This is a genomic window from Bradyrhizobium manausense (assembly GCF_001440035.1).
Taxonomy (GTDB): domain Bacteria; phylum Pseudomonadota; class Alphaproteobacteria; order Rhizobiales; family Xanthobacteraceae; genus Bradyrhizobium; species Bradyrhizobium manausense.
Genome location: NZ_LJYG01000062.1, coordinates 264,177 through 268,266, shown reverse-complemented (window position 1 = coordinate 268,266; position 4,090 = coordinate 264,177). Strand labels below are relative to the sequence as shown.

Genomic DNA, 4,090 nt, shown 5'->3' with positions numbered 1-4,090 from the left:
CTGGACACCGTCGACAATCAGCTGGTGAAGTTCGAGCAGGAGCCGAACAACGCCAAGATCCTGGATAACATCTTCCGCCTGGTCCACACCATCAAGGGCACGTGCGGCTTCCTCGGGTTGCCGCGGCTGGAAGCGCTGGCGCATGCCGGCGAGACCTTGATGGGCAAATTCCGCGACGGCATGCCGGTGACCGGCCAGGCCGTGACGGTGATCCTGTCCTCGATCGACCGCATCAAGGAGATCCTGGCCGGCTTGGAGGCGACCGAAGCCGAGCCTGAAGGCAACGACCGCGATCTCATCGACAAGCTGGAAGCGATGGTCGAGCAGGGCATGGCCGCGATGTCAGGCTCGGCGCAGCCGATGCCGGCTGGCGGCTCCGCTCCCGTTGCTGACGCCCCGCCGCTGGTGCCGGAAGCGCCGCCTGCTGCTGCGCCCGCACCCGCCAAGGAGATGACCACGGGCTCGCTGGTCGACCAGACGCTGGAGCGTCCGCTCCGTCCGGGCGAGGTCTCGCTCGACGAGCTCGAGCGCGCCTTCCGCGAGACCGCGATCGAAGCGCCGGTGCCCGCGCCCGTTGCCAAGGCCGAAGTGAAGGCCGAAGCGAAGGCCGAGCCAGCTCCTGCCGCCGAAGCGCCGAAGGACACCAGGGCGCCCAAGGAGAAGGCCGCGCCGAAGAAGTCGATGGCCGACGAGAGTGCGAGCGAGGGCGAGCGCATCGCCAACCAGTCGATCCGCGTCAACGTGGATACGCTGGAGCATCTGATGACCATGGTCTCCGAGCTGGTGCTGACCCGCAACCAGCTGCTGGAGATCTCCCGCCGCAACGAGGACACCGAGTTCAAGGTGCCGTTGCAGCGCCTCTCCAACGTCACCGCCGAGCTGCAGGAAGGCGTCATGAAGACGCGCATGCAGCCGATCGGCAATGCCTGGCAGAAGCTGCCCCGCATCGTCCGCGACCTCTCGAGCGAACTCGGCAAGCAGATCGAGCTGGAGATGCACGGCGCCGACACCGAGCTCGACCGCCAGGTGCTCGATCTGATCAAGGACCCGCTCACCCACATGGTGCGCAACTCCGCCGATCACGGCCTGGAAACCCCCGCCGAGCGGCTCGCTGCCGGCAAGGGCGAGCAGGGCACCATCCGCCTGTCCGCCTATCACGAGGGCGGCCACATCATCATCTGCATCGCCGACAACGGCCGTGGCCTCAACACCGAGAAGATCAAGGCCAAGGCGCTCTCTTCAGGTCTCGTCACCGAGGCCGAGCTGGAGAAGATGAGCGAAGCCCAGATCCACAAGTTCATCTTCGCGCCGGGCTTCTCAACCGCGGCCGCCATCACCTCGGTCTCGGGCCGCGGCGTCGGCATGGACGTGGTCCGCACCAATATCGACCAGATCGGCGGCACCATCGACATCAAGTCGGTGGCCGGTGAAGGCTCCTCCGTCACCATCAAGATCCCGCTGACGCTGGCGATCGTCTCCGCCCTGATCGTGGAAGCCGCCGGCGACCGCTTTGCGATCCCGCAGCTCTCGGTGGTCGAGCTGGTCCGGGCCCGCGCCAACTCGGAGCACCGCATCGAGCGCATCAAGGACACCGCGGTGCTGCGCCTGCGCAACAAGCTGTTGCCGCTGATCCACCTGAAGAAGCTCTTGAAGATCGACGACGGCGCGGCCAGCGATCCCGAGAACGGCTTCATCGTGGTCACGCAAGTCGGCAGCCAGACCTTCGGCATCGTCGTCGACGGCGTGTTCCACACCGAAGAAATCGTGGTCAAGCCGATGTCGACCAAGCTGCGTCACATCGACATGTTCTCCGGCAACACCATTTTGGGCGATGGCGCTGTCATCATGATCATCGACCCCAACGGCATTGCCAAGGCGCTCGGCGCCGCCGGCTCCTCGGCCCATGACATGGCCGACGACAACAGCGCCCATCACATCGGCTCGGGCGAGCAGACCACCTCGCTGCTGGTGTTCCGCGCCGGCTCGTCGCAGCCCAAGGCGGTCCCGCTCGGTCTCGTCACCCGCCTGGAAGAGCTCCCGGCCGACAAGATCGAGTTCAGTAACGGCCGCTACATGGTGCAGTACCGCGAGCAGCTGATGCCGCTCGTCTCCATGGACGGCGTCACCATCGCCTCCCAGGGCGCCCAGCCGATCCTGGTGTTCGCCGATGACGGCCGCTCCATGGGCCTCGTCGTCGACGAGATCATCGACATCGTCGAGGAGCGCCTCAACATCGAGGTCGGCGGCTCGGCTTCCGGCATCCTCGGCTCGGCCGTGATCAAGGGCCAGGCCACCGAGGTGATCGACGTCGGCCACTTCCTGCCCATGGCGTTCGCCGACTGGTTCACCCGCAAGGAGATGAAGCCGTCGATGCATTCGCAGTCGGTGCTGCTGGTCGACGACAGTGCCTTCTTCCGCAACATGCTGGCCCCGGTGCTGAAGGCCGCCGGCTACCGCGTCCGCACCGCGCCGACCGCGCAGGAGGGCCTGGCTGCCCTGCGTGCGCAGAGCTTCGACGTGGTCCTGACCGACATCGAGATGCCCGACATGAACGGGTTCGAGTTCGCCGAAGTGATCCGCTCCGACAGCAATCTGGGCTCGATGCCGATCATCGGCCTGTCCGCCCTGGTGTCGCCGGCCGCGATCGAGCGCGGCCGTCAGGCCGGCTTCCACGACTATGTCGCCAAGTTCGACCGTCCCGGCCTGATCGCGGCGCTGAAGGAGCAGACCGCGGGCGCCGCCGGCGCCTCCGAGCTGAGCCGGGCCGCGGCATAGGGCAGGGACCAGGAGACACCGAAATGAGCAAGAAGACGCAAATTGGCGAAGGCGCCATGGTCGAATACGTCACCGCGATGATCGGCGGCCAGCTGTTCGGCCTGCCGATCTCCCGCGTCCAGGACGTGTTCATGCCCGAGCGCGTCACCCGCGTTCCCTTGTCCTCGCGCGAGATCTCGGGCGTGCTGAACCTGCGCGGCCGCATCGTCACCGTGGTCGACATGCGCGCCCGTCTCGGCCTGCCGAGGGACGAGGACGGCAAGACGGCGATGGCGGTCGGCGTCGATCTGCGCGGCGAATCCTATGGCCTCTTGATCGACCAGATCGGCGAGGTGCTGCGCCTGCCCGAGGACGGCAAGGAAGAGAACCCCGTCAACCTCGACCCCCGCATGGCCAAGCTCGCCGGCGGCGTCCACCGTCTCGACGGCCAGCTCATGGTCGTCCTCGACGTCGATCGCGTCCTCGAGCTCGCGCCCGAGATGATGGCAGCCTGATACGGCGGCATCGCCGCCGACGATCAATTGGAAGTCCCCCTCACAGGGGATAGGAAGCAGAGGCTCACATGCGAACTTGTCTCGTCGTTGATGATTCCAGCGTCATCCGCAAGGTTGCGCGCCGGATCCTGGAAGGCCTCGACTTCCAGATTCTCGAAGCCGAGGACGGTGAGAAGGCCCTGGAGGCCTGCAAGCGCGGCCTGCCCGATGCTGTCCTGCTGGACTGGAACATGCCGGTCATGGACGGCTACGAGTTCCTCGGTCATCTGCGCCGCATGCCGGGTGGCGACCAGCCCAAGGTGGTGTTTTGCACCACCGAGAACGACGTCGCCCACATCGCGCGCGCGCTGCACGCCGGCGCCAACGAATACATCATGAAGCCGTTCGACAAGGACATCGTGACCGCGAAGTTCCAGGAAGTCGGCCTGATCTGAGCAAACACCGGAGGCTGGACGGCTCCTTCGGCATTTGTTGTCAACTAAACCGTTTCAGTCCGAGTTGGTGAGTGATGAGTGTGGCGTTCGCAGGAAAATCGATCATGAGCCCGTCGCGTGAGGCCGGGCCGCTGCGGGTGATGATCGTCGATGACTCCGTCGTCATACGCGGTCTGATCTCGCGCTGGATCGGAGCCGAGCACGACATGGAGGTCGCGGCGTCGCTGCGCACCGGGCTCGAGGCGGTCAACCAGCTCGAACGCATCAATCCTGACGTCGCCGTGCTCGATATCGAAATGCCCGAGCTCGACGGCATCTCGGCGCTGCCGCAACTGCTGGCGAAGAAGCGCGATCTCGTCATCATCATGGCTTCGACGCTGACCCGCC

The 4,090-nt window shown here is 65.8% G+C and carries 4 protein-coding genes; all 4 read left to right on the top strand.

The annotated features are described in order from the left end of the window. Positions 1-2,775 (top strand): hybrid sensor histidine kinase/response regulator (locus tag AOQ71_RS16735; RefSeq protein WP_063958242.1); only part of this gene is annotated, 2,775 nt, incomplete at its 5' end. Between the two features lie 23 nt (positions 2,776-2,798). Then, positions 2,799-3,269, top strand: coding sequence for a chemotaxis protein CheW (locus AOQ71_RS16730; RefSeq protein ID WP_057748011.1), 471 nt, complete (start codon positions 2,799-2,801; stop codon positions 3,267-3,269). A gap of 68 nt (positions 3,270-3,337) precedes the next feature. Then, the gene (locus AOQ71_RS16725) at positions 3,338-3,703 is read left to right on the top strand and encodes a response regulator (RefSeq protein ID WP_007600538.1); all 366 of its coding nucleotides are present in this window, start codon (positions 3,338-3,340) and stop codon (positions 3,701-3,703) included. Positions 3,704-3,777: 74 nt separating this feature from the next. Next, positions 3,778-4,090 (top strand): response regulator (locus AOQ71_RS16720; RefSeq protein WP_157083546.1); only part of this gene is annotated, 313 nt, incomplete at its 3' end.

Excerpts from the sequence above, each read along its gene's own strand:
- AOQ71_RS16730 (WP_057748011.1), top strand. The coding sequence starts at position 2,799 with ATGAGCAAGAAGACGCAAATTGGCGAAGGCGCCATGGTCGAATACGTC.
- AOQ71_RS16725 (WP_007600538.1), top strand. The coding sequence starts at position 3,338 with ATGCGAACTTGTCTCGTCGTTGATGATTCCAGCGTCATCCGCAAGGTT.